The sequence below is a fragment of the Herminiimonas sp. genome (genome assembly GCF_030655415.1).
On record NZ_JAURVN010000004.1, the window covers coordinates 507,609 to 531,422 of the forward strand.

The window sequence follows — 23,814 nt, forward strand, 5'->3', positions numbered from 1 at the left end:
TTAACGGTAAGTATCTGGGTACTCGTGATATTTGTTGACCTCAACATCGTCCAGCACAGCCAGCGCATCAGGCGTCAATACGGCAAGCGAGCAGTACAGTGAAATCAGATACGAAGCGATCGCCTGGTTGTTGATGCCCATGAAGCGCACCGACAAACCTGGGCTTTGTTCGCCAGGCAAACCTGGTTGGAACAGACCGACCACGCCTTGGCGTTTGTCGCCTACGCGCAGCAAAATGATTTTGCTCTTGCCATCTGCGACGGGAATTTTGTCCGATGGAATCAATGGAATACCGCGCCATGTGATGAATTGCGAGCCGAACAAACTGATGGTCGGTGGTGGCGTACCGCGACGCGTCGCTTCACGACCAAAGGCGGCAATCGCCAGCGGATGCGCCAGGAAGAATGCTGGTTCTTTCCAGACTTTAGTCAGCAATTCATCCAGATCGTCAGGAGTTGGCGCGCCGGTCAAAGGGAAAATACGTTGCTCTTCCGCGACTTGTGCCAGCAGGCCGTAGTCAGGATTGTTGATGAGTTCGCTCTCCTGATTTTCTTTGATCGTTTCGATTGTCAGACGCAGTTGTTCTTTGATCTGATCGTGCGGGCTGCTATACAGATCGGAGATGCGTGTGTGCACATCAAGGATGGTGCTGACAGCATTCAGGAAATGTTCACGCGGATTTTCTTCGTAATCAACGAAGGTGCGCGGCAGTTGATTTTCTTCTTCACGCGACGTGCAAGTAACCTTGATCGACTCTGGATTCTTGACTTGATTGACGCGATAGATACCGGCTTCGACAGGCACCCATTGCAACAGATGTGTCAGCCAGCGCGGCGAGATGATCGATAACTGCGGAACGGTTTTAGTTGCGTTGGCTAACTGACGCGCTGCGTTGTCGCCAAGGGCTAATTGCGGAGAAGTATCTGCCATGAGAATTCCAGTTGTAAATTAAGAGAGTGATGAAACTTGAATGAATGATGAAACGGCAATGTCAGCGCGGAGTGTCGACTGGAATTGCATGACGCTCAACATGCTATAGACGCCAAGTTGAGTTTATAAACAGCCTGCTGTCCGCGATGACGTTCGCACTGCGCCAGCAGATCTGAAATTTTTAAACCGAGTGCGCTGGCGAGTTTGTCCAAGGTGATCAGCGATGGGATGACCTTGCCGCGCTCTACCTCGCCCACATAGGAGCGATTGAGTTGCGCCTTCTCGGCCAATATCTCTTGCGACCAACCTTGCGCTTCGCGCAATTGCCGCACCGTGACACCAAAACTGGCACACAACTTACTCATCTTTTTACAAACGCATTCGTATCAATTGCTTAGAGAAAATCAGGCTTGTATCCAAGGCAGCTTATGAAAGCGCCAGCCATCGGCAGAGCCGCGATGCTGCTTATCGTTGAGCTCGCCTTCGAAGCCTTCCAGCACATTGAATACGCTGGTGAAGCCGGCTTTGCTGGCAGCGTCTAACGCCAGCGCAGAACGCTTACCGCTACGGCACAACAACAGAATGGTTTTGTCCTTGCCGGTCTTCGCTTCCAGCTCACGGACAAAACGTGGGTTGCGCGTCAGACTGGTGCCGGTGGCCCATGGCACGTGCACGCTATCCGGTACATAGCCGACGAATGCGCGTTCTTCTGCAGTGCGCACGTCGACCAGCACGGCTTGTCCACTTGAAAAAAGAGCCCATGCAGCTTGTGGCGTTACGCCGTCTGCAGACAACACACTTGATGCATCGCTGCCATCCTGCGTGATTTGAATATTTGGAAGAGATGCACCCATTTCGTTCTCCTAGGCATGGACGCCGATGGTGTGACATCGGCATCAATAAAATCAGTGCAACCAGAATATAAGAAAGCCTATAGCCAACAAACGAATAAAAACGCGCTTGAATATCTGAATTTTGTTACTGACTTCGGAAGGATATTTGAGGCATCAAACGCATATAGATATACGTTTGATGAAGACACTTGAATCGTGTCGCGGATGTCTATGACCATCTTCGTGCAGCGTGTCTCGCGCACAGATTAAAGCTTGATTTGGATTTGCTAATTCAAGGGAAATGGCAAGGCGAACCATCGCGAAGCGCTGTAATAAAAATAATACGACCGCGCAATCATGCTCAATCGTTACGCAACCTTAATGCGTTTTGTTACAAAGCTCACACTTTCTTAACCAGTTTGCTGCGCACTTGTCGCTAAAGATACGGTCTAGAGCCGTACGCCGCTCAGATGCGCAACCATCATCGAAGTTGGGTGCGCTACCGCACCGAGCAGCTATGTATTTCGCGGCTAAGCTCTGAACGTACCGTCAAAAAAATACCATTAACAATAACGGAGTCATCATGAAAACCACTCAAACAAAAAAAATATTCACAGCTGCTGCTGTTTTTTCAGTCGCAGTTCTTGCAGGTTGTGCAGCACCTTACAATCCTGATCCCGCAGGCAATCAATATCCGCAAACACCTGTTTCGAATGCTCCGGCATACAACTCTGCTTATGGCGTGGTTGATTCGATTCAAGTTGTGCAGCAAACGACAGGCCATAGTGGCATCGGTGCTGGCGCAGTAGTCGGTGGCGTCGTCGGCGGCTTGGTAGGTAACCAGATCGGTAAAGGGTCAGGCAACACTGTAGCAACAGTAGCAGGCGTAGCGGGTGGCGCGCTGATTGGCAATCAAATTCAAAACAGCAACCAGCAAGTGCGTGATGTATACCAAATCGGTGTACGTCTCGACAATGGCGCATATCAAACCATGACGCTGGATAGCGTAGGCGATCTGCGTGTTGGTAATCGCGTACGTATCGAAAACGGTCGCGTGTATCGTTATTAATCGTCGTTACTAGTCGCATTACTAATTTCAATTAGTAATCTGTAGCGACATTGTTGGACTCGATGAGTACAACGTGAAAAAGCCCCGCTTCATGTAAATGACGCGGGGCTTTTTCTATTCGGTAGAAAAAAGTTACACCACTTTTATATTCAATTCGCCCAAGCCTTCAATTTTGCATTCCATTAGATCGCCCTTCTTCACTGCCGATACACCGGCTGGCGTTCCAGTCATGATCAAGTCGCCGGGTTGCAGCGTGAAATATTGCGACAGATACGCAATCATTTCTTCTATACTCCAGATCAATTTATCGACAGTGCTTTGTTGTTTCACCTGGCCATTGACGCTTAGCTGAATCGCACGGTTTCCCGGTGCGCCAATCTCTGCTGCCGGATGAAGCGGACCGATGGGCGCAGATTGTTCAAACGCCTTGCCGGTATCCCACGGACGGCGCAGGCTTTTTGCTTCAGCCTGCACATCGCGGCGCGTCATATCCAAACCGATCGCATAACCCCAGACGTATTGCATAGCATCTGCAGCCGCGATGTTTTTACCGGCCTTGCCTATGGCCGCAACCAGCTCAAGCTCGTATTGAAAATCTTCCGTCATCTCCGGATAAGGCAGTTCTGCGACTGCACCGTATCCGATTGGGAAAACCGCATCCGCCGGCTTCATGAAAAAGAACGGTGGCTCCCTGCCCGTGCCGCCCATTTCAATCGCATGATCGACATAGTTACGTCCGACGCAATAAATTCTATGCACAGGGAAGAATGCATCGCTGCCCACAACAGGCACTGCGGCTGTCGGCACAGCGGGAATAACAAACTGCATGACAACTCCTCGTTGTGAAAACCATAGATTCGTTTTTCTCAATCTATGGTTTTATAAAAATAATTCATTAATTCAGTGAAAATGCGCTTCGCAGAATTATGCCATCGGCGCTAGCTCCACGTTATGCGTGAAATACTCACTTGATCGCAGGCGCTGTTTTTGCTTGTAATGATTTTGTTTATATTTACTTTGTATCAAGCACCCTAAACGGATTATTCCAGGGCAGCGCAGGCGGATCGTATAATCAACAAATAATTAGCAAACCGCTACTAAATAGTGCGGGGCAAAAAGCGTTATCTCAAAGGTAGAGCGATGATCACAGAAGAACAAGTAAAAGCATTGCAGTCTGAAATGGAAGGCAATGGCGAGAACCAGGCACAGATGGCTTATCGCATCCTGGAAGAAATGATCGTCACGCTCAAACTTCCGCCAGGCAGCAAGATTTCTGAAAAAGCCTTGAACCGTTCGCTAGGTTTTGGCCGCACACCTTTGCGTGAAGCGCTGCAGCGTCTAGCTATCGAAGGCAACGTAAAAATCATGCCGCGCTCTGGTGTGATCGTTTCTGAAATCGATTTAGCTGATCAATTGAACATGATCGAAGTCCGACGCGAACTAGAAAAAATCATCGCCGGTCGCGCTGCACGTCTGGCGATGGAAGATCAGCGTGCGGTTTTTCTGAAGCTGGCGGAAGGCTTTGACCGCGCTGCGGAAACCAATGACGGTGCGATCTTTATCGAAACCGATAGAGACTTCAACAGTCTCTGCATAGAGACTGCGCAAAACAAATACGTGTCCTACGCCATCGGCCCGATCGAAGCGCAAACCCGTCGTTTCTGGTATTTGCATTTCAAACGCTTCGGCGACTTGGCACGTGTATCAAATTTACATGCACGTATCGCACGCGCGATTGCCGCCAACGATGAAGCTGGTGCGCGTGAAGCGTCCGATCGCTTGATCGATTACGTTGAAGAATACACGCGCAAAACGCTGCAATTCATGGGCGGGCTGTAAAACAAATAAACGAAAAAACGGCGACATCACTGTCGCCGTAAACTTGCTTCCAGAAACAGGATCAAACGGGATCAGTCGTTGGACGTTTATTTTCAAATCGACTTCCCCATCGATCAGAAACCCGCAACAATCCCATTGCTGCGCGGATCAAAACCGCCTTCGAAGATACCATCAGGATTGCGCACAATCGCGCCAGCATGGCCGACCATTTCGTCAAACGCAGCGATCACATCAACCTCATGACCCAGCGCCTGCAAGCCAGCCACGATCTCTGGCGAAAAACGATTTTCAACTTTAAGTGAATCCGAGCTCTGGCCCCAGGTACGACCAAGTAACCAGCGCGGAGCGGTGATCGCCTGCTGCACCGCCTGACCGAATACAGCGTAACGCGTGAATACCGCAGCTTGCGTTTGCGGCTGACCGTCACCACCCATCGTGCCATACACCATCGTGCGACCATCGTTGAAACGAGCGAGCGCAGGATTCAATGTGTGGAACGGTTTTTTACCCGGCAACAATGCGTTCAAATGATTAGGATCCAGCGAGAAAGAACAGCCACGGTTTTGCCAATTGATGCCGGTTTTTTCTAGCACAACACCGCTACCGAACTCGTGATAAATACTTTGAATGAAAGACACTGCGCGTCCTTCACCATCGATCACGCCCATCCAGATTGTGTCGCCGGGACCTTTGCCTTGCCCCCACGGCAAAGCCTGATTGACGCGTATCGCCGCAACATAAGGCGCCAGAAATTCGTCGGTCAAACATTCTTGCGGATCAATCGTCATGTACGCAGGATCGGTCACGTACTTGTCGCGAATCGCAAACGCCTGCTTGGTCGCTTCGACGACCAGATGCACATATTCCAAACTGTCTGCTTCGTACTGCGCCAGATTCAAGCGATCCAGAATCCCGATGATGATCAGCGACACTACGCCTTGCGTTGGCGGCGCCGAGTTATAGACATCGCCCAGACTGTGCTTCAGATGAACCGGCGCAACCGTACGCGCGCGATAAGCATTCAGATCCTGCAATGTAATCGGACTACTGACAGCCGCCAGATCCGCGGCAATGTGTTGTGCGAGTTCACCACGATAAAAACTGTCTAGGCCGTCGCGTGCCAACGTACGCAAAGTTGTCGCCATGCGTGCTTGCTTGAAGCGAGTACCTGCAAGTGGCGCTTTTCCTTTTACCAAAAACGTATTGGCAAATCCCGGCTGCGCCAGCAACTCTGCATGTTTAGCTGATGTGCTTGCATACTGCGATGGCGTCACTGGTATGCCGTCTTCTGCGTAGTGAATAGCGTCGGCCAGCAAACGTGGCAACGGCAACGTGCCGCCCCAACTTCCCGCCAGATCCAAAGCTTGTTGCCAGCCGCCTATAGTGCCGGCAGTGGTATTCGCAGCCAACGGCCCGCGCACAGGAATCGCATCCAGCTTGCGGCTTGCATAAAAATCCGTAGACACATCAGCACCAGCAACACCGCAAGCCTCGATCGCCAACACTGGCTTACCAGGTTCAGACATCACCCAAAAACTGTCGCCGCCTATCCCGTTCATATGCGGATAAACAACTGCAATCGTCGATGCCGCGGCAATCATAGCCTCAAGCGCATTGCCGCCTTCTTGCAATACCGACTGTGCAGCCTGAGCAGCAAGAGAATGCGGCGCAACAGCCATGCCGCGTGTTGCGTAGGTAGTATTTTGCATAAAAACCTTTGTATTAAATCCGGGTATTAGTTTTCTTTAATTGATTCGATTTGTTCAGTCTTGATCTCAAACCTCTAATTACAAACTTAACCAAATCTTGCCTTCGATTTATTAATGGAATTGCCGCATACAGCGATCGCGACAATTCCTTTTATTTAAATCTCTTGAAGCCGTTACTGTAATGCTTTCACCTACTTGTAAGCAGGTAAAGCTGAGTTTTCGCTATCCAAAACCTGCTGCTTGGTCTGCGCTAGAAACTTGCGGCGCATAGGTTTCAAAATAACGATAGCCAAAAACGCGGTGAAGAAGTCCATGCAGATAACCGTTGCGAACACTGGTGTCCAAGAGCCAGTTGCCTCATGCATCATTGCCGCCAGCGGCCCACCCAATACAGAACCCACGCCTTGCGCCATATACAGAAAGCCGTAGTTGGTGGTTGCATGCTTGGTGCCAAAGGTATCGGTCAGGATCGATGGGAACAGCGAAAAAATTTCACCCCAACCAAAGAACACCACACCCGACAACAGCACGAACAACACAGGATTGTCAGTAGTCATCAACCACAAAGTCATGGCTACGCCTTCCATACCGAAAGCGATGAACATTGTATTTTCACGGCCGATGCGATCAGACACCCAGCCGAAGAAGGGACGGGTCAAACCATTCGCAAATCTATCAATCGTCAATGCTAGTGGCAAGGCCGCCATGCCAAACACCATTGCGTCATGTACGCCAAAATCCTTGGCGAATGCACCCATTTGTGAAATCACCATCAGACCCGATGTCGACATCATGGTCATCATGATGAACATCAACCAGAACACTGGCTTCTTCAGCATTTGCGCCGGCTCGTAACCGTGACCAGTATCGCGATTCGGATTACTCGCTTGATGACGAATGCTCAGCTCGGCAATTTCTTCCGGCTTTGGACGACGCATGCCTTGTGCAGCCAGGAAGCCAACAATGCCGATGATCAAACCGAACAGCATCAGCGTATTGGATACGCCCGCCGATTTAATATGGGATGAAATAGCAAAGGTTGTCAGGATCGCGCCAAAGCCATAACCGGCCGCAACCATGCCGACAGCGAAGCCGCGCTTATCCGGAAACCATTGCACCATCAAGCCGACTACACCAACATAAATAATGCCAGTGCCAACGCCACCCAACAAACCGTAGGTCAAATACAAACCCCATACGCTGGATACCGTAGAAGCCAAGATCCAACTAAGCGCCGTCAAAATCGCACCTGCAGACAGCAACATGCGCGGGCCAAATTTATCAACCAGATAACCCTGGAATGGCGATAGGAAAGTCTGCGCGACAATCAAGATTGCAAACGTGATCTGAACCTCTGTCAGTGTTGCGCCCAGCGATGCCGTCAGTTCAGTCGTGAACAGTGCCCACACATACTGCGGGCTGGAAATGGCCATCATCGCCACTATGCCGAAAAATAATTGCCACCATCTGGCTCTGCTATCGCTAGCAGTGGAAGTATTTAATTGATTCATTATTTGTCTCCAGTGTAATTATCGAAATCAAACTCAATTTACGCATGTCTTTTACTGACATGTCAGTTTTAATCGTAAGTTAAGCTCAGTAATTACAACTGTCAAGGATTTAGCAAATCAGTGATGTCTTTTTACAAAAATACGAAACATCTTCATCTATTTCAACTTAAGCAAACTTGATGCCAATTAGCCAGTGGAACGCAGAAGTACCACCGCACACTTAGTAACATGTCAGTGAATGATTTGCCGGGGAAAGAGGTAGAGGCGAAGCGCACGGCGCCCGTTTTTGGTGCGTGAAATGATCAATGGAGGCGAGCCAGATGCAAAATTTAGCTGATTCGCCCCAACATTAGATAACAAAATAAGAGAGGAACCGCGCTGTCTGCCCGCATCGGGCAGTAGAAAAATCGAATACCGCGATCAGCCCTCACCCAAATAGGCTTCTTTCACTTTGGGATCATTCAACATCTGTTGTGCATCGCCCTGCATGGTGACCAAGCCCGATTCCATCACATACGCGCGATTCGCAGCTTGCAATGCCAACTTCGCGTTCTGCTCCACCAGCAAAACCGTGATGCCTTGATCAGACACGGACCGGATAACTTCAAAAATCTTTTCAACCATGATCGGAGATAAGCCCATCGACGGTTCATCCAGCAACAACAATTCCGGGTGACTCATCAAGGCACGCGCCATCGCCAACATTTGCTGCTCACCGCCAGACAAGGTGCCGGCCATTTGCGCTGCACGTTCTTTCAAGCGAGGGAAAACGCTAAACCATTTTTCGATATCGGCATCAATCTCTGCCTGATCATTACGCGTGAAAGCGCCCATCAATAAATTTTCGTGGATGGACATGCGCGTAAAAACGCCGCGCCCTTCCGGCACCATCGCCAGTTTTTTCCTGACCAGCTCAAACGAATGCAAGCCCTTGATTGGATGACCAGCATATTCGATATGACCTTCGACGCGGCAATCCGGCAAGGTACCTGTTATCGCTTTCAAAATCGTCGTTTTGCCAGCGCCATTGGCACCGATCAGGGTAATCAGCTCGCCCTTGTTGACTTCGAGATCGACGCCTTTAACTGCTTGAATGCCGCCATACGCGACTTTCAAGCCGGTGATTTTAAGTACGTTATCAGCCATTATTGGCCGCCTCCCAAATAAGCTTCTATCACTGCTGGATTTTTTTGCACGTCAGCAGGTATACCTTCGGCAATCGGCTTGCCGTAATCCAGCACCGTAATGCGATCGCATAAACCCATGACCAATTTGACGTCATGTTCGATTAACAAAATGGTTTTGCCTTCTGCCTTGATCTTCACCAGCAATTCCCGCAGACCCAGCTTTTCGGTGGCGTTCATCCCTGCCGCCGGTTCATCCAATGCCAGCAATTGCGGATCGGTTGCCAAGGCGCGTGCGATTTCCAGACGGCGTTGATCGCCGTACGACAAATGACGTGCCGTGCGCTCGGCAAATTTTGCGATGCCGACGAAATCGAGCAACTCCATTGCACGCATACGAATTTCAGCTTCTTCGCGGCGTGCTGCCTTGTGATGGAAGACTGCGCCAAACAAACCCTGATGGGTGCGCACATGACGGCCAACCATGACGTTTTCCAGCGCGTTCATCTCGCCAAACAAGCGAATGTTTTGAAAGGTACGTGCGATGCCTGCCTTCGCAACTTCATGCGGAGCGGATGGCGAATACGGCTTTCCAGCTAATTCAAAACTGCCCGTATCAGCTTGATACAAACCGGTAATCACATTGAAGAACGTTGTTTTACCTGCGCCGTTGGGTCCGATCAAACCATAGATCTGACCTTGCATGATCTTGACGTTGACGTCGGTTAGCGCTTGCAAGCCGCCGAAGCGCTTGCTGACATTTGCGATGTTGAGAATGGTTTGTGGGCTGTTCATCATTTCTCCCTCACACCGCGACGACATCTGTGGATTTCGCCGCAGTGTCGGTATCCGAGGTTGGACGGTCTTCGCTCTTTGGCGCTGGCCACAAACCAGCCGGACGTATCAGCATGATCAATACCATCGCAAAGCCGTATAACAATTGACGCAGGATTTCTGCATCGACCAACACTTCGCCGAACAAGGATTGCTGCAATGGTTCGACCACGTGACGCAGAATCTCTGGCAAGGCGGCCAGCAAAATTCCACCAAGTACCACGCCGGGAATGTGTCCCATGCCGCCTAGTACAACCATCGCCAATACCGCGATCGATTCGGTCAAAGAGAAAGATTCGGGCGATACAAAACCCTGGAACGACGCGAACATCGCACCGGCCACACCACCGAAAGATGCGCCCATTGCGAAGGCCAGTAATTTGACGTTGCGTGTATTGATGCCCATCGCTTTCGCCGCGATTTCATCTTCACGAATCGCGACAAAGGCGCGACCCAAACGCGAGTTCTGCAAACGTACCGAGATGAAAATAATCGCGATACATAAAGCCAGGAATAAAAAGTAATAGGCATTCACCGATGGCATCGCGTAATTGCCTAGCATGACAGTCGATGCTGATCCTTCTTCCCCGTTCAGCGATACGCCAAAAATACGAATTGGATCAATCAGGTTGATACCTTGCGGACCGTTGGTAATATTGACCGGACCATTCAGGTTATTCATGAAGATGCGGATGATTTCGCCAAATCCCAAAGTAACGATGGCAAGATAATCACCTCGTAATTTCAGCGTGGGTGCGCCTAGCAGTGCGCCGAAAAATCCAGCCACTAATGCTGCCAATGGCACGATCACCCACAACGATAAATGAATGCCGTTCTGTGCAATCTCCGGACCGAAAATCCACATCAACGTCGCGCCTATCGCCGGATATTGATTAACGAAAGATTCCAGCACGACTGCAAATTGCGGCGATGCCAATAAGGCCGTCAAATACGCGCCGATTGCATAGAATGCGATATAACCTAGATCGAGCAGACCTGCCATTCCTACTACGACATTCAAGCCCAGTGCCAGCATGATGTAGAGCAGCGCGAAGTCCATGATGCGCACCCATGAGTTGCCGAAATTTTGCGCGATGAATGGGAAGACCAGCGCAATCGCCAGGATGAGGAGCAAGCCGGAATAGGCTTTGCGCGGATTGTTTTTAACGTCGAAGTAATTGGACATGATTGACCCTTACGCCCGATCCGGCACGCGTTCGCCCATGATGCCGGACGGCCTTAGCGTTAGCACAATGATGAGGACGACGAAGGCAAAGATATCCTGGTAATGACTGCCGAGAAAACCGCCAGTCAAATCGCCGATATAACCTGCGCCCAGACTTTCAATCAAGCCCAGCAAAATACCACCGAGCATTGCGCCATAGATATTGCCGATACCGCCCAACACTGCAGCTGAAAACGCTTTCAAGCCAGGTACAAATCCCATCGCAAATTGTGCCGATGAATAATTGGCAGCCCACATCACGCCCGCAATCGCGGCGAGTGTTGCGCCGATCACAAAAGTCATCACGATGACGCGATTGGAATCCACGCCCATCAACCCGGCGACGCGCGGATTCTCTGCGGTTGCGCGCATTGCGCGACCCATCTTGGTTTTTTCAATCAATAACACTAGCAAGCCCATAGCAATCGCAGCGAGTACCAGCAACATCACCTGCACCGGAGAAATCAGTGCGCCCATGATGTGCAGCGATTCACCCGGCATCACTTGTGGAAAAGGAATCGGGCTTCGGCCCCAGATCATCATGGCAAACGTTTGCAGCAATATGGACACGCCGATCGCGGTGATCAAAGGGGCGAGACGCGGCGCATTGCGCAAGCGTCTGTAAGCGACGCGTTCGATCAATACATTGACCGCAACACAGACCGGAATCGCACCGAGAATCGCGATCATCAATTTGACGATGCCGGGCAAATCCGGCGCGACTGTGTTGACCATCTTGAGTATTGTCAGGCCCGCCATCGCGCCTATCATCAAGACGTCGCCATGCGCAAAGTTGATCAGGTTGAGGACGCCATACACCATCGTGTAGCCGAGCGCGACTAGCGCATACATGCTGCCCAGCACCAGGCCGTTGATGATTTGCTGGATAAAAGTATCCATGGATGCTTGCTCTCCTGAATCGTGTATCAGTATTTGCCGACTGATTACGTCGACGATGATTGAAATCTTGCTTCGCGTATTGCTGCCAGCGTTTTACTACGGCATTTCAAACCATGACTGCGATACCTGCATCGCAATAATCGTTCCCGCCAAATAAAAACGGCACCCCATCATGGGTGCCGCAAATCAGACTGTCATGCAATTAGCGCTTCAAACCCTTAGGCAGCGGGAAAATTACGTGCTCTTCCACGCCTTCCAAGGTGCGCACACTCTTCGCGCCATACTCTTTCAACTTGTCGATGACGGCTTGTACCAATACTTCTGGTGCCGACGCGCCAGCCGTCAAGCCAATGCGCAACTTGCCTTGCACCCAATCAGGATCGATCTGCGATGCGTTATCGACCATATAGGCAGGTACATTTTTCTTACGGGCGACTTCACGCAAGCGATTGGAATTGGAACTGTTGGGGCTACCGACCACAATCACCACATCAACTTGCGGCGCCATGAACTTGACCGCTTCCTGGCGGTTAGTTGTCGCGTAGCAGATGTCAGCTTTTTTCGGCTCGGAGATATTTGGGAATCTGCTTTTCAGCGCAGCAATGACATCGGCTGTGTCATCAATCGACAAAGTCGTTTGCGTGACGTAAGAGATCAGATCCGGATTCTTGACCTGCAGCTTTTCTACATCGTCGACTGTTTCGACCAGATGCATACCGTCTTCGGTCTGCCCCATCGTGCCTTCAACTTCAGGATGACCATCGTGGCCGATCATGACAATCTCGCGACCGTCGCGGCGCATTTTTTCTACTTCGATGTGGACTTTGGTGACCAGCGGACAAGTCGCGTCGAACACGCGCAAACCACGTTGCTCAGCTTCTGCCTGCACTGCTTTCGAAACACCATGCGCAGAAAACACCACTGTGTTGCCGGCAGGGACATCTGCCAACTCTTCGATGAAGATAGCGCCCTTGTTACGCAAATCAGAAACGACATAGGCGTTATGTACGATTTCGTGTCGCACATAAATCGGCGCGCCGAACTCGGTCAGCGCACGTTCGACGATTTCAATCGCACGATCAACACCAGCGCAAAAGCCGCGTGGTTGAGCCAGTAAAATTTCCGTTTCCATCTTTATCCTTTGATGCCCTGCAGCTGTGTGCCAGCTTGTATAAATCAGTGATGCCAGCGAGACAAAGCGCATCTCGCCTCTAAGTATTTTTTAGTGCCTTACATTATGCCGATGATTTTGACTTCAAACTGCAGCGATTGGCCTGCCAGAGGATGATTAAAATCAAACACGGCGTTTTCATGATTGATCTCACGTAATACGCCGGCAAACTGACCACCGCCAGGCGCTGCAAATTCCACCAAATCACCAATTGCGTAATCTTCGGTCGGGCCGGAATTCTGTTCCAACGTGGCGATAGACACAGGGCGAATCAGTTCTGGATTGCGCGGACCGAATGCGCGCTCAGGCGGTAGCTCAAAGGTCTGATGCACGCCCTCTTCCAAACCGATCAGACACGCTTCCAGAAAAGGCGCCAACTGTCCCTTGCCCATTTGCAGCGTGGCAGGATTATCCGCAAACGTGCTGACAATATTGGTGCCGGTGACCGATGCCAGACGATAGTGCAGCGTCAAATAGGCGGTTTCGGTAACAACAGGATGTGGTAAATTTGACATTAAAATTCCGTATTGCACAGTAGCCGCTATTTTAAGCTACGTTGCCAGACTGCGTTAAGCATTCGGCCATGCGGGACTGCTGAAGAATAAAACAAATTAAAACAAACGCAGGCGCAGCTAGCGCCATGTATCCAGCATTCCCCACTCTCTGAGAAAGCAATATGGCGATTACCGACTGGCCGGAAGAACAGCGCCCACGCGAGCGCTTGATCAAGCATGGTGCTGCGATTTTGTCTGACTCCGAGTTGCTGGCAGTGTTCCTGCGGGTCGGTGTGGCTGGCAAAAGTGCGGTCGATCTAGCGCGCGATATGGTGCAACACTTTGGCTCATTGAACGGTTTGTTTGCCGCCTCGCTCAACGACTTCTCCAAATTAAACGGACTGGGCCCGGCAAAATATGCGCAGTTGCAAGCAGTGCTGGAGCTGGCGAAGCGCTCACTATCTGAAGAATTGCAGGCTGGCGTGACGCTTAGTTCGCCTCAAGCAGTGAAGCAATATCTGCAATTGTTATTGGGCGGCAAAGCGTACGAGTCGTTCGCAGTTTTGTTTTTAGACGTCAAAAATCGACTGATCGCTTGCGAAGAACTATTCCGCGGAACGCTCACGCACACGTCTGTTTATCCACGAGAAATAGTCAAAGTGGCGCTCGCGCACAATGCCGCTTCCGTAATCCTGGCTCACAATCATCCTTCGGGTGCGCCTGAGCCCAGCGCGGCAGATCACACCCTGACGCAAGCACTGAAGCAGGCGCTGGCCTTGATAGATGTGCGCGTACTGGATCATTTTGTCGTGGCGGGCAAACATGTTTACTCGTTTACTGAACACGGGCAGCTATAGAAGACGGCTAAGTTTTAATCAATGCCGGTTTTATTCACACAACAACGCGCCACCAAATAACTGTCGTTTCCCCATGCGGAGATAGCGCGGAAAGCCTTGGCGGCCTTCGCTTTGACAGAGTGTGAATTATGGAATGCTCAAATTGTTAAATTTATTTAATCAATAAGACACAATTAATTTACGCAAGTCGTTGAATAATCTCGATTTTTTGGCTATACTCACGTTTTTTCCAATTCCGGAAATCTTTAGGAGCACAAATATGGCACGTGTATGCCAAGTCACTGGGAAGGGGCCGATGGTCGGCAACAATGTTTCCCATGCAAACAACAAAACGAAACGTCGTTTTTTGCCTAACTTGCAAAATCGCCGCATTTTCGTTGAGTCGGAAAATCGCTGGGTTTCCCTGCGCCTGTCCAACGCCGGTCTGCGCGTCATCGACAAAATCGGCATCGATGCCGTGTTAGTCGACATGCGTGCTCGTGGCGAAAAAGTCTAACTAGCAGAATATAAGGAACCATCATGGCGAAATCTGGCCGCGACAAAATCAAGTTGGAATCGACCGCAGGTACGGGTCACTTCTACACGACTACCAAAAACAAGCGTACTACTCCGGAAAAAATGTCGATCATGAAGTTTGATCCAAAAGTCCGTAAGCACGTTGAATACAAAGAAACAAAGATCAAGTAATCGATTTTTTGTTCTACAAAAAAGCCGCTTCATTGAAGCGGCTTTTTTTCGTCCAAATTTTTCGTCGGAATTATTACGAACTCATTGCTTCAGTTTATTGCTGTTGGCTCATCAATCTGCATACTGCTCCACCCATTTTTTCAAACCTGCCAGCGATCTGAACTCTTCAATTGAACGGCACTGAATATGTGGATGACGCGCCTTCAACATTCTGGCCAACGCTGTGCCCGGCCCAAGTTCAATCACCATCGTCACACCAGCTTCATCCAAACCATCCATCAACGCTTGCCAACGAATCGGCTCAGCCAGTTGGCGCGACAAGTTGGCAGCCGCTGCCGTTTTATCATGCAAGCGCGCACCGGAAATTCCTGCCAGCACGGGGAACAAGGGAGGCTGGATATTACTGGCTTCGACGGCCTGTTCAAATGGCTGAACGGCAGCCTGCATCCACGGCGTATGCGACGCAATCTCTATCGGCAAACGCGTGACCTTGCCACCCGCATTGCTGAGTGCTGCCTCCAATGCGTCGGCTTGCTTTAACAAACCACCGGCAATCACCGCATCTTCAGCCACATCAATCCCGACATAAAAACCATGTGACTGCAACAGTGGCTGTATCTCGGTCATTTGCGTCAGTGTTTGAGACAGTGAAATTGCCAGCATCACTTGCGGCTGATCGGCGGTGATACACGCTTGCAGGAATTTCGCGCGCATGCTTGCCAGCCTGATTGCTTCTTCCGCATTGAGTGCGCCTGCGACGGCCCAGGATGCCAGCTCGCCGATGCTGTAACCAGCGACGACTACCGGTTTGGGAATCAGTGTTTTGATCGCCTCCCAATTTGCCAGGATGGCGGCGACCACCAGTGGCTGCGCAATCGGATTGGCAAACAGCAGTTTGTCATCCGCTAAAATTTGTTCTAAGGGATGTCCGCATAGTTCTTCCAGCGGCCATGACTGCAACAACTGCACTACACGCGCATCTTCACGCGCGAGATTGAACATGCCGGCATGTTGACCTGCCTGACCGGAACACAAAATTGCAATGCGACTACTCATATAAATTCGGCATATAAACCCAGCAGACAAACACTGTAATGCTATTCAACAGTTTGCGTGAGTTGATACACAAACCAGCTGGCAGACAGCATATCTGCTGCGCCGCCCGGCGACAAATTATGATGAACGAATAGATGATGGCATTCCAGCGCCCTGCTCTGCCAATCCGTTTGCGAAGTACCACCAGACTGCATGAATTTTCCAGCCGCCTGACTAACCATTGCAGCGGCGTCAGCACCGCCTCTATGATAAATATTTGTATCGGTCATCTGCGCCATCAGGCTGAACAAGCTATCGACTTGTGCGTCGGACGCCTGCGCGCCTCTTGCTAAAGATTTCAATAACTGCGGAAAGCCGATTTCAAACACGGCAGGGAAACCCTGCGCGCCTTCGGCACGCGCACCGTTGACCGCATACAGATGCGTTGCACGCAGACCATTGGATACTTTAGCGACGGCAGGATTGGCATGCGCGAGTAGAGCTGCGCCCCATTGCTGCAGCAATACACGACGCAGATTGTTGGCCGCCAAAGGCAGCGAGCGAGCATGACAATATCCCGCTGCCGCACTCAGCATGCCAAGCGAAAAAATCGCGCCCCTGTGCGTATTGATTCCATTGGTTGCGATCAGCATGCGTCGCTCTGCCTGCATGCCATATTCTTTTAATACATCGAACGATGCATCTTGCGCGCCTGCTTGCGCCATCTGAATAAAGTAATGACGCAAGGAGAACAGGCTGCGCATGAACATAGCGGCATCCATATCCGCGTGACTGCCATTGTCTACTAGCGAAACCAATCCCGGTTTGGGATGGAGCACAAGTTCGGCATGCAGGCTGCGGATTGCGCACAAGGCTGTGTGCAAACATGAAGCGCGTAGAGAAGTCCCTATTTGCGCACTTTCACGAGCAACGCTAGAACGAACATTCAATACTCTATCAATTTGTTTCACGATTGCTGTTCCAGCCCAAACAGCAAGTCGTCAACATTCATCAGATTCAAAGTTGTCATGCTCTTTGCCATAACCTTGTGCGAACTGTTGGCGGCGTTCGCCCACTCTTTCCATGCCACTGCACGGCCGGACGGAAATACAATTTCACCATCCAGCGGCAATTGTTGCGAGTAGGTTTGCAAAATTTGAAGACCTTGTTGCAGTTGGACATGCGTGTGCGGAGAGAACAGCACATCGATATCCGATTTCGCGGTGAGATAAGGCAAACCAGTGATGGCTTGCAATGCGAGTGAGCCATAAACATGCAACTTTAATTGCGCGGCGTCCAACTCATGAATCAAATCAACATAGGCAGCTTGCCATGCCGACGGCACAGCATTCGCGACGGCAGAAAAAGCCAGCGCTGGCTCATGCTGCGTAATTTCATTCAGAGTAACCGTCAGTGGGATTCTCGTCTTCACACCAGTCTGCGCATCTGGCGGCAATGCCAGACCAAGCCCAAGGCTATCCGCTGGCAGAACAGATTCACTGCGGCGCACAACCAGCGGCCAGTCATTCGCAGCCCAATGTTGCAGCGCGGATAAATGTGCCGGACTCGCTGCTGCACATGCACGCTGCCATCCACTGCTGCTCAGCCAAACTCTGTTATGTCGGTATAACATCCCGCGTTCCCAATACGAGTTCAGTGACCGGCAATGACATCTTGCGGCCACCTCGTTCCAAGCCGCGCGCACTACGATGATCGATGCTGTCGGCCTGTTGTAAGGCGCGAGCTAAGCACTGCTCCAGATCACCATCCCAGATCGCTTCGAGGCCGCCCATGTTCAAATAATTTTCCGCACCTGGAGCAAACACCGGATTCGATGCGGCCAGTTCTGTCATGCGTTCTAGAGGCACCTTGGTGATGCGCGACATTGCAGCTAAACCCATCACGCGGATTTCCGCTTCGGGCAATGCATAGCAAGCATCGGCCATCAAGCCGCTGGTGATGAAACCACCTGACAGCGCTTGGTCGTAGACCAAACCAATCACGCGATGACCACGACGGCGTGCGACATCTATGCATTTACCGAGATGCGCCATATAGCGGTTGATGCCCAACATCTCATCCCGGTAACGCAGACGCTGACCTTGCGTATCGACCAGAATCACGATGGGGCGAGCATGAAAATTGCGCAGCGTATCGAGAATCGCATTGGCCTGCGCCAGTGCGATTTCAACGCCTATCGGTGTATGACCAGTAGTACCGATGACGGCAACAGTTTGCTCAGCTACTTTGGCAGTGCCGCACAAAAAATAGTTGTGCTCAACAATGTCATGTCCTTGCGGGAATAACTGTGTCGCGAGTATCTGCCATTTCATGATTGTTCTCCTGCGCGGCAACCGGCGACTTGCTGCATGAAAGCCTGCGCTTCCAACATCGGCAACACTGCGGGCTCGGCAACACCCAGCTTGGACCAGATATCCATAGGCTCGGAAAAATGACCAAACTCTTGCACACGCTTGCTCAACAAATGATGTTCAGACTCCAGATCAGCCAAGGTCGATTCGGCGGATTTATTTTGGTAAGTCATCAATGTTTCAAACGCTGCTTGGCGGAACGCGGCGATATCATCCGGCAAGACTGCGCTGCAATCGCCGAGCAAGTAACGGTGCTTGCCGCCTGATGTGCGCCACACCAGCGCGCGATCACGCGAATCGAATTCTTCCACGCCGTGTGTGGTTTCAATCACTTCCGGTCCCGACATTGCCAAGCGACCTTCTTCCGACATCAGGATGTCATTCGCGCAGCAAGCGACGATCCCCATACCGCCGAAACAACCATTTGCACCACCGACCAAAACGATCACAGGAATATTTGCAGCACGTGTATCGAGTACGGCACGCATCACTTCCGATACGGCGATCAAGCCTGCATTCGCTTCATGCAAACGGACGCCGCCAGTTTCCAATAACAGGATCACGCCATCAACGCGTTCAGCGATAGCACGCTTCAATAAACCGACTAGCTTCGCGCCATGGACTTCACCGACTGCGCCGCCCATGAAGCCACCTTCCTGCGCTGCCGCAAGCACCTTGCGTCCCTGCAAAAGGCCACTACCAATCACGACACCATCATCAAATGAAGCTGGCGTATCCAGTTGCGCCAGATGCGGACTGATGATGCGCAAGCTGGGTGGCAAAAATTCTTCAAACGAGCCGGGATCGAGCAAAGCATGGATACGCTGGCGCGCGTTTGCTTCCAGATAGCTGCTTATGTGGCTACTCATGCTACCGCTCCCATTACCGATTCCACCGCTTGATCCAGACGCAGACTGACGACGGCGGGTGTCGCTCCTGCATCGTTGATCAGGATGCGCACGTTTGCCAGCGACCAGCGTAGATGGAAGTCGGCAATCACCGCTTGCCATATCGCGCCAAAGCCGACTGCGGCAGTTTTGACTTCAACTTCACACGCACCATTCAACTCGGCTGATTCGATCAAGACTTCCAGATTACCGGAGCTGACGACGCCGACCATATTGGCCGGCAACGCCAAGTGCTTACAGCCTTTTTCAAAACGAAAATTCAAAGTTTCCATACTTAGCCTTACCAGTTTCTGAAACGCTTGGGCGGAACGTACAAACCGCCGGATGCACGCACCAGGTCTTTCATGTTTTTTGCTGCGAGCAAATCGCGCGTCGCCATGCGCTTGTCTATGCCCATGTCTTCTGCGCGCAAAATGACGCCACGATCGCGCAAGTTTTCGACCATTTTTCGATCACGTGCCATGCCGACTGCGGTGTAACCAGCGACACCGCGTATCGCTTGTTCGCGCTCTTCTTCAGAGCGACACAAAAGCAGATTGGCGATACCTTCTTCGGTCAGGATGTGCGTGACATCGTCGCCGTAAATCATGACTGGCGGGATCTCCAGCTTGGCTTGTTCGGCGACTTGCCATGCATCGAGTTCTTCTACAAAAGCCGGTTGCATATGTTCGCGGAAAGTCTCGACGATTTGCACCACCAGCTTTTGGCCGCGCGGAATTTTCTTGGTGCCGTGCTGTGCTTGCTGCCCGGCCTTCAACCATGCTGGACTGGAATGACGTCGTCCACGTGCATCAGAGCCCATATTCGGCGCGCCGCCAAAACCGGCGATACGTCCCAAGGTTGCAGTCGATGAATTGCCCTGCAAATCAATCTGCAAGGTTGAGCCAATAAACATATCGCAGGCGTAATGTCCGGCGACCTGGCACATCGCGCGGTTGCTGCGCATCGATCCATCACGTCCAACAAAAAATACATCAGGGCGCGATTCGATGTAACGCTCCATGCCCAATTCAGAACCGAAGGAATACACCGATTCAACAAAGCCGGCTTCAATCGCAGGGATCAATGCCGGATGCGGATTCAAAGCCCAGTGTCGGCCTATTTTTCCTTTCAGGCCAAGTGACTCTGCGTAAGTCGGCAATATCAATTCAATCGCGGCGGTATCAAAACCAATCCCGTGATTGATGCGCTCTACGCCGTACTCGGCGTAGATGCCCTTGATCGCCATCATCGCCATTAATACCTGTACTTCGGAGATCAATGCAGGATCGCGCGTGAACAAAGGTTCGATGTAATGCGGGGTCGGTGCCTGCACCACAAAATCTATCCAGTCTGCGGGCACGTCCACACGCGGCAAGACATCAACGATTTCATTCACTTGCGCAATCACGATACCGTTTTTGAAGGCAGTCGCTTCGACGATAGCTGGCGTGTCTTCGGTATTAGGCCCGGTATACAAATTGCCTTGTCGATCGGCAGCTTGCGCCGCGATCAGCGATACGCGTGGAGTCAGATCGATAAAGTAGCGGCCGAACAATTCAAGATAGGTATGGATCGCGCCTATATTGATTTTTCCAGCGGCGACCAATCTCGCGAGTTGAGCACCTTGCGGGCCCGAGAAAGAGAAATCCAGTTTGGAAGCGATACCTTTTTCGAACAGATCAAGATGTTCAGGCAAAGCCAGTACCGACAACAACATGTGCAGATCATGCACTTGCGCCGGGTCCAATTTGCACAAGGCAGTCGCGAGGAAATCAGCCTGCTTCTGGTTATTGCCCTCGAGACAAACCCTGTCACCCGATTCGATCACGCTGTGCAGCAGCTCGACTATCCGATCTGTTGACACCAGCTTGCCGCTTAACGCGCTTCCCAGAACACCGGCTGCACGCTGCAAGCGCGCAGTGCGGTTTTTCTGGTGATGATCCCATTCGCGTTTACTACCTTGCATTTATTTTGCTCCCATTAACATATCGTCGGTCATAGATGGTCCCACCAGGGAATTGGGAAATTTTAGTGGCAGTTGTTTTGCATCCATGAAGGCATATTCAAACCTAGAAAAGCGTTCGCTACAGCTGCGCTCAAAATAGTTTTGCGTTTCTGTGATGTCATGTCTGTCTACTAGTTAGAATAGATAAGTGGCAATTTTTTGATTTTTATAGTCTTTTTTGTATACAAGATCTTACAGCGTGCATACATTGTCAAGCATAAAAATCAGCACGCCAGCCGATCATTCACGATTTATGGACCAACATTAAAATGACGGACACCATCCAAACACGCTCCGAAACCTTGCGTGAACAGATAGAAGAAATGATTGCCGTAGGCAAATTAAAGCCAGGGCGACATCTGGATGAAACCGTACTGGCTGAGAAATTTGGCGTTTCGCGCACCCCGATCAGGGAAGCATTAATCCAATTGGCATCGATGGGAATTATCGTCATCCGCCCGCGGCGCGGCGCCATCGTGGCCGAGATCGGCCCGCAGCAGTTGATAGAAATGTTCGAAGTGATGGCCGAATTCGAAGCGATGTGCGCGCTACTGGCGGCACGGCGCATGACGCCAGCAGAACACGCAATACTAATGGCCACGCATCTAGCCTGTCAGGAAGCACGCGATAGCGCTGATTCAGACGTCTACTTTTACAAGAACGAAGCCTTCCATCAACAGATCTATATAGGTAGCCAAAATACATTCCTGGCCGAACAGGCGCGCGCGCTACAACGCCGCTTGCGCCCATATCGTCGCCTGCAACTACGCGTGCGTGATCGCGTAAAAAATTCTTTTGATGAGCACGGTGCAGTAGTCGACGCCATCATCGAAGGCAAAGGCGAACTCGCTGCTGAATTACTGCGTAAGCACGTCAAGATTCAAGGGCAACGCTTTAGCGACTTGATTGCATCCCTTTCGCTACTGAATAAAGAGCAATGAAACAGTAAAGACTCGCGAGCCGTGATATCAATAACGCTAAAGCAAACGCACATAAAAAAAGCCCGGATAACCGGGCTTTTTTTATTACAACTTGAATGTCTTAAGCGTAGCTGCGAAGACGTAAAGAGAAGTCACGCAGCGCGGTGATGCCCGACGCTTCAGCGCGTACACACCAATCCTGCAACTGATGCAGCAACTGATCGCGGCTGGCGTGTGAACGCTCCCAGATCGCACCGAGTTCTACGCGCATTTCGTGCATCGTTTTCAATGCTTTGCTGTGTGCGAACAACTGCGTCAACTGTTCTTTGTGCGGTTCTTCCAACTTGGTTGGCTCACGATGCAAAAGCTTTTTAGCTGATTTCAAGAAACTTGATTCCAGCTTGGCTTTTTCTTTCAGATGCTCAATCTCATCGTGCCATGCCAGCTTCAAGGACTTTGCATACTTGGCTGTCACATCGTAGCGATTCGAAATCACCGATTGCAGCGTGTTGAAATCCATATGCAATTTGCCATGTTCGAACTTCGGTTCAGGCGCCACTTTTTTAACAGTAGCCAAGCCGAATGTTTCGAGTATGCGAATATACATCCAGCCGATATCGAACTCATACCATTTCGACGACAGCTTGGCTGACGTACCGAAGGTGTGATGATTGTTATGCAGTTCTTCGCCACCAATCAAAATACCGATAGGGAAAATGTTGGTCGCTGCATCACTGCATTCGTAATTGCGATAACCCCAGTAATGGCCGATACCGTTGATGATGCCGGCAGCAGTAATTGGAATCCAGGCCATTTGCAAAGCCCATACCGCAACACCGATCACGCCAAACAACATGACGTTGATGATCATCATCAAGACGATACCGGTCGCGCTGCGGCCAGTGTAAAGATTACGTTCGAGCCAGTCGTCAGGCGTACCGTAACCGTACTTTTCGATGGTTTCCATGTTTTTTGCTTCGGCACGATACAACTCCGAACCTTCAAAAAACACTTTCTTGATACCACGCGTTACCGGGCTGTGCGGATCTTCTTCGGTTTCACATTTGGCGTGATGCTTGCGATGAATCGCTACCCATTCTTTGGTGACCATGCCCGATGTCATCCACAACCAGAAACGGAAAAAGTGAGCGGGAATCGGATGCAGATCCAGACCCCGATGTGTTGCGCAGCGATGCAGATAGATCGTCACTGCGGCAATAGTGATGTGTGTAACAGCTAGCGCATAGAAAAACACTTCCCAGCCGCTCGCGCGGGTAAGGCCGTTGGACAGAAAATCGAGTACTGCATCTAACATCGTTGAGGCTCCATTGTGAATGGCAAAGACAGGGATAACATATATGGTGTCCCTTCGCACAAAAAACGAGGGGCAACTGAAAATTCGAGGAGAA

At 50.9% G+C, this 23,814-nt stretch carries 26 protein-coding genes; 6 read left to right on the top strand and 20 right to left on the bottom strand.

Annotation, left to right across the window (positions count from 1 at the left end; translation table 11 throughout):
- The 3 genes from Q7T66_RS05060 to Q7T66_RS05070 all read right to left on the bottom strand — a co-directional run bounded on the left by Q7T66_RS05060 (window position 1) and on the right by Q7T66_RS05070 (window position 1,784).
- Window positions 1–930, bottom strand: coding sequence for a family 2A encapsulin nanocompartment shell protein (locus tag Q7T66_RS05060; RefSeq protein ID WP_304932220.1), 930 nt, complete (start codon window positions 928–930; stop codon window positions 1–3).
- Between the two features lie 95 nt (window positions 931–1,025).
- Window positions 1,026–1,295 carry a helix-turn-helix domain-containing protein gene (locus Q7T66_RS05065; protein WP_304932221.1) on the bottom strand — a complete coding sequence of 90 codons (270 nt, stop codon included), beginning with the start codon at window positions 1,293–1,295 and terminating at the stop codon, window positions 1,026–1,028.
- 39 nt (window positions 1,296–1,334) lie between these two features.
- Window positions 1,335–1,784 carry a rhodanese-like domain-containing protein gene (locus Q7T66_RS05070; protein WP_304932222.1) on the bottom strand — a complete coding sequence of 150 codons (450 nt, stop codon included), beginning with the start codon at window positions 1,782–1,784 and terminating at the stop codon, window positions 1,335–1,337.
- A gap of 562 nt (window positions 1,785–2,346) precedes the next feature.
- Here Q7T66_RS05070 and Q7T66_RS05075 point away from each other — a divergent pair.
- Window positions 2,347–2,832, top strand: coding sequence for a glycine zipper 2TM domain-containing protein (locus Q7T66_RS05075; protein WP_304932223.1), 486 nt, complete (start codon window positions 2,347–2,349; stop codon window positions 2,830–2,832).
- A gap of 132 nt (window positions 2,833–2,964) precedes the next feature.
- Here Q7T66_RS05075 and Q7T66_RS05080 read toward each other — a convergent pair whose 3' ends face one another.
- Window positions 2,965–3,660 carry a fumarylacetoacetate hydrolase family protein gene (locus tag Q7T66_RS05080; RefSeq protein WP_304932224.1) on the bottom strand — a complete coding sequence of 232 codons (696 nt, stop codon included), beginning with the start codon at window positions 3,658–3,660 and terminating at the stop codon, window positions 2,965–2,967.
- Between the two features lie 312 nt (window positions 3,661–3,972).
- On the opposite strand from Q7T66_RS05080, the gene Q7T66_RS05085 reads away from it, so the two are divergent.
- Window positions 3,973–4,671: a GntR family transcriptional regulator gene (locus Q7T66_RS05085; protein WP_304932225.1), complete on the top strand. Its 699-nt coding sequence runs from the start codon at window positions 3,973–3,975 to the stop codon at window positions 4,669–4,671.
- A gap of 113 nt (window positions 4,672–4,784) precedes the next feature.
- On the opposite strand, the gene Q7T66_RS05090 is transcribed toward Q7T66_RS05085, so the two are convergent.
- The 8 genes from Q7T66_RS05090 to Q7T66_RS05125 all read right to left on the bottom strand — a co-directional run bounded on the left by Q7T66_RS05090 (window position 4,785) and on the right by Q7T66_RS05125 (window position 13,660).
- Window positions 4,785–6,380 (bottom strand): gamma-glutamyltransferase family protein, encoded by a 1,596-nt coding sequence (locus tag Q7T66_RS05090; RefSeq protein ID WP_304932227.1) that lies wholly within the window; start codon window positions 6,378–6,380, stop codon window positions 4,785–4,787.
- A gap of 191 nt (window positions 6,381–6,571) precedes the next feature.
- Window positions 6,572–7,891 carry an oxalate/formate MFS antiporter gene (gene oxlT / locus Q7T66_RS05095; RefSeq protein WP_304932228.1) on the bottom strand — a complete coding sequence of 440 codons (1,320 nt, stop codon included), beginning with the start codon at window positions 7,889–7,891 and terminating at the stop codon, window positions 6,572–6,574.
- Window positions 7,892–8,311: 420 nt separating this feature from the next.
- Window positions 8,312–9,037 carry an ABC transporter ATP-binding protein gene (locus Q7T66_RS05100; protein ID WP_304932229.1) on the bottom strand — a complete coding sequence of 242 codons (726 nt, stop codon included), beginning with the start codon at window positions 9,035–9,037 and terminating at the stop codon, window positions 8,312–8,314.
- Window positions 9,037–9,810, bottom strand: coding sequence for an ABC transporter ATP-binding protein (locus tag Q7T66_RS05105; RefSeq protein ID WP_304932230.1), 774 nt, complete (start codon window positions 9,808–9,810; stop codon window positions 9,037–9,039). Before Q7T66_RS05105 ends, Q7T66_RS05100 begins: the two co-directional genes overlap by 1 nt.
- A 10-nt stretch (window positions 9,811–9,820) precedes the next feature.
- Window positions 9,821–11,035, bottom strand: a complete 1,215-nt coding sequence (locus tag Q7T66_RS05110; RefSeq protein WP_304932231.1) for an ABC transporter ATP-binding protein — start codon at window positions 11,033–11,035, stop codon at window positions 9,821–9,823.
- Window positions 11,036–11,044: 9 nt separating this feature from the next.
- On the bottom strand, window positions 11,045–11,974 hold the full coding sequence (locus Q7T66_RS05115; protein WP_304932232.1) for a branched-chain amino acid ABC transporter permease: 930 nt from the start codon (window positions 11,972–11,974) through the stop codon (window positions 11,045–11,047).
- Window positions 11,975–12,176: 202 nt separating this feature from the next.
- The gene (ispH, locus tag Q7T66_RS05120) at window positions 12,177–13,106 is read right to left on the bottom strand and encodes a 4-hydroxy-3-methylbut-2-enyl diphosphate reductase (RefSeq protein ID WP_304932233.1); all 930 of its coding nucleotides are present in this window, start codon (window positions 13,104–13,106) and stop codon (window positions 12,177–12,179) included.
- A gap of 98 nt (window positions 13,107–13,204) precedes the next feature.
- A complete protein-coding gene (locus tag Q7T66_RS05125; protein ID WP_304932234.1) occupies window positions 13,205–13,660 on the bottom strand; it encodes a peptidylprolyl isomerase in 456 nt (151 codons plus the stop codon).
- 161 nt (window positions 13,661–13,821) lie between these two features.
- Here Q7T66_RS05125 and radC point away from each other — a divergent pair, with 161 nt between their 5' ends.
- From radC to rpmG, 3 genes are all read left to right on the top strand, one after another.
- Window positions 13,822–14,496, top strand: a complete 675-nt coding sequence (radC, locus tag Q7T66_RS05130) for a DNA repair protein RadC (protein ID WP_304932235.1) — start codon at window positions 13,822–13,824, stop codon at window positions 14,494–14,496.
- A 259-nt stretch (window positions 14,497–14,755) separates the two neighbouring features.
- Window positions 14,756–14,992, top strand: a complete 237-nt coding sequence (gene rpmB / locus Q7T66_RS05135) for a 50S ribosomal protein L28 (RefSeq protein WP_011871857.1) — start codon at window positions 14,756–14,758, stop codon at window positions 14,990–14,992.
- Window positions 14,993–15,015: 23 nt separating this feature from the next.
- Window positions 15,016–15,183, top strand: coding sequence for a 50S ribosomal protein L33 (gene rpmG / locus Q7T66_RS05140; protein WP_009667251.1), 168 nt, complete (start codon window positions 15,016–15,018; stop codon window positions 15,181–15,183).
- Between the two features lie 111 nt (window positions 15,184–15,294).
- Here rpmG and Q7T66_RS05145 read toward each other — a convergent pair whose 3' ends face one another.
- The 7 genes from Q7T66_RS05145 to mdcA are packed head-to-tail and all read right to left on the bottom strand — an operon-like array spanning window position 15,295 to window position 21,446.
- Complete coding sequence (locus Q7T66_RS05145) at window positions 15,295–16,239, bottom strand: ACP S-malonyltransferase (RefSeq protein WP_304932237.1); 945 nt, start codon at window positions 16,237–16,239, stop codon at window positions 15,295–15,297.
- A 41-nt stretch (window positions 16,240–16,280) separates the two neighbouring features.
- On the bottom strand, window positions 16,281–17,189 hold the full coding sequence (mdcB, locus tag Q7T66_RS05150; protein ID WP_304932238.1) for a triphosphoribosyl-dephospho-CoA synthase MdcB: 909 nt from the start codon (window positions 17,187–17,189) through the stop codon (window positions 16,281–16,283).
- Window positions 17,186–17,851 carry a malonate decarboxylase holo-[acyl-carrier-protein] synthase gene (gene mdcG / locus Q7T66_RS05155; RefSeq protein ID WP_304932240.1) on the bottom strand — a complete coding sequence of 222 codons (666 nt, stop codon included), beginning with the start codon at window positions 17,849–17,851 and terminating at the stop codon, window positions 17,186–17,188. The genes mdcB and mdcG overlap by 4 nt, the downstream gene beginning before the upstream one ends.
- Window positions 17,835–18,551, bottom strand: coding sequence for a biotin-independent malonate decarboxylase subunit gamma (mdcE, locus tag Q7T66_RS05160; protein ID WP_304932241.1), 717 nt, complete (start codon window positions 18,549–18,551; stop codon window positions 17,835–17,837). Before mdcE ends, mdcG begins: the two co-directional genes overlap by 17 nt.
- Window positions 18,548–19,459 (bottom strand): biotin-independent malonate decarboxylase subunit beta, encoded by a 912-nt coding sequence (locus tag Q7T66_RS05165; protein ID WP_304932242.1) that lies wholly within the window; start codon window positions 19,457–19,459, stop codon window positions 18,548–18,550. Before Q7T66_RS05165 ends, mdcE begins: the two co-directional genes overlap by 4 nt.
- Window positions 19,456–19,770 (bottom strand): malonate decarboxylase acyl carrier protein, encoded by a 315-nt coding sequence (gene mdcC, locus Q7T66_RS05170; protein WP_304932243.1) that lies wholly within the window; start codon window positions 19,768–19,770, stop codon window positions 19,456–19,458. Before mdcC ends, Q7T66_RS05165 begins: the two co-directional genes overlap by 4 nt.
- Window positions 19,771–19,778: 8 nt before the next feature.
- Window positions 19,779–21,446, bottom strand: coding sequence for a malonate decarboxylase subunit alpha (gene mdcA, locus Q7T66_RS05175; protein WP_304932244.1), 1,668 nt, complete (start codon window positions 21,444–21,446; stop codon window positions 19,779–19,781).
- A gap of 308 nt (window positions 21,447–21,754) precedes the next feature.
- Between mdcA and Q7T66_RS05180 the strand changes: the two genes are divergently transcribed.
- The gene (locus tag Q7T66_RS05180; RefSeq protein ID WP_304932245.1) at window positions 21,755–22,426 is read left to right on the top strand and encodes a GntR family transcriptional regulator; all 672 of its coding nucleotides are present in this window, start codon (window positions 21,755–21,757) and stop codon (window positions 22,424–22,426) included.
- A gap of 100 nt (window positions 22,427–22,526) precedes the next feature.
- Here the strand turns inward: Q7T66_RS05180 and Q7T66_RS05185 are convergent, their stop codons facing one another.
- Window positions 22,527–23,720: a fatty acid desaturase gene (locus Q7T66_RS05185; RefSeq protein WP_304932246.1), complete on the bottom strand. Its 1,194-nt coding sequence runs from the start codon at window positions 23,718–23,720 to the stop codon at window positions 22,527–22,529.
- Window positions 23,721–23,814: the final 94 nt, after the last annotated feature.